Raw genomic sequence first — 540 nt, forward strand, 5'->3', positions numbered from 1 at the left:
CTGCGACACTGAAAGCAATCGAAGGCATCGTGCACCCATTGGTGGCCGCCGACCGGGCCGAGTTTCGGCAAATCGCTTCGGCGGACATTCTCGTTTTCGACATTCCTTTGCTGTTCGAAACAGGAGGTGATGCGGCAATGGATGCTGTCGCCTGTGTTTCGATCCCAGCCGAAGAACAAAAGCGTCGCGTGATGGCACGTGGCACGATGACTGAAGCTCAGTTCGAACAGATCTGTGCCAAGCAGATGCCGAATGACGAAAAATGCGCCCGGTCAGATTTCGTAATCGTAACGGACACGATGGACCACGCCCGCGCGCAGGTGCAGAATGTGGTCAGGCAGATACGGGCGGAGATGGCAGATGCGTGAAATCGTACTCGATACTGAAACCACAGGGTTTGATCCCGAGAGTGGCGATCGGATCGTTGAAATCGGTGCGGTGGAGTTGTGGAACCATGTGGCCACAGGCGAGACATACCACGTCTATATCAACCCGGAACGGTCCATGCCGGACGAAGCATTCGGTGTGCATGGTATCGGC

General features: G+C 55.9%; 2 protein-coding genes. Both read left to right on the plus strand.

The window, feature by feature from the left end:
• Positions 1–368: dephospho-CoA kinase (locus ACR0DT_RS25155; RefSeq protein ID WP_480713358.1), on the plus strand; the 368-nt coding region annotated here is incomplete at its 5' end.
• Positions 361–540 (plus strand): exonuclease domain-containing protein (locus ACR0DT_RS25160; RefSeq protein ID WP_480713359.1); only part of this gene is annotated, 180 nt, incomplete at its 3' end. The genes ACR0DT_RS25155 and ACR0DT_RS25160, both read left to right, overlap by 8 nt.

The organism is Ruegeria sp. BI11, from assembly GCF_056538005.1.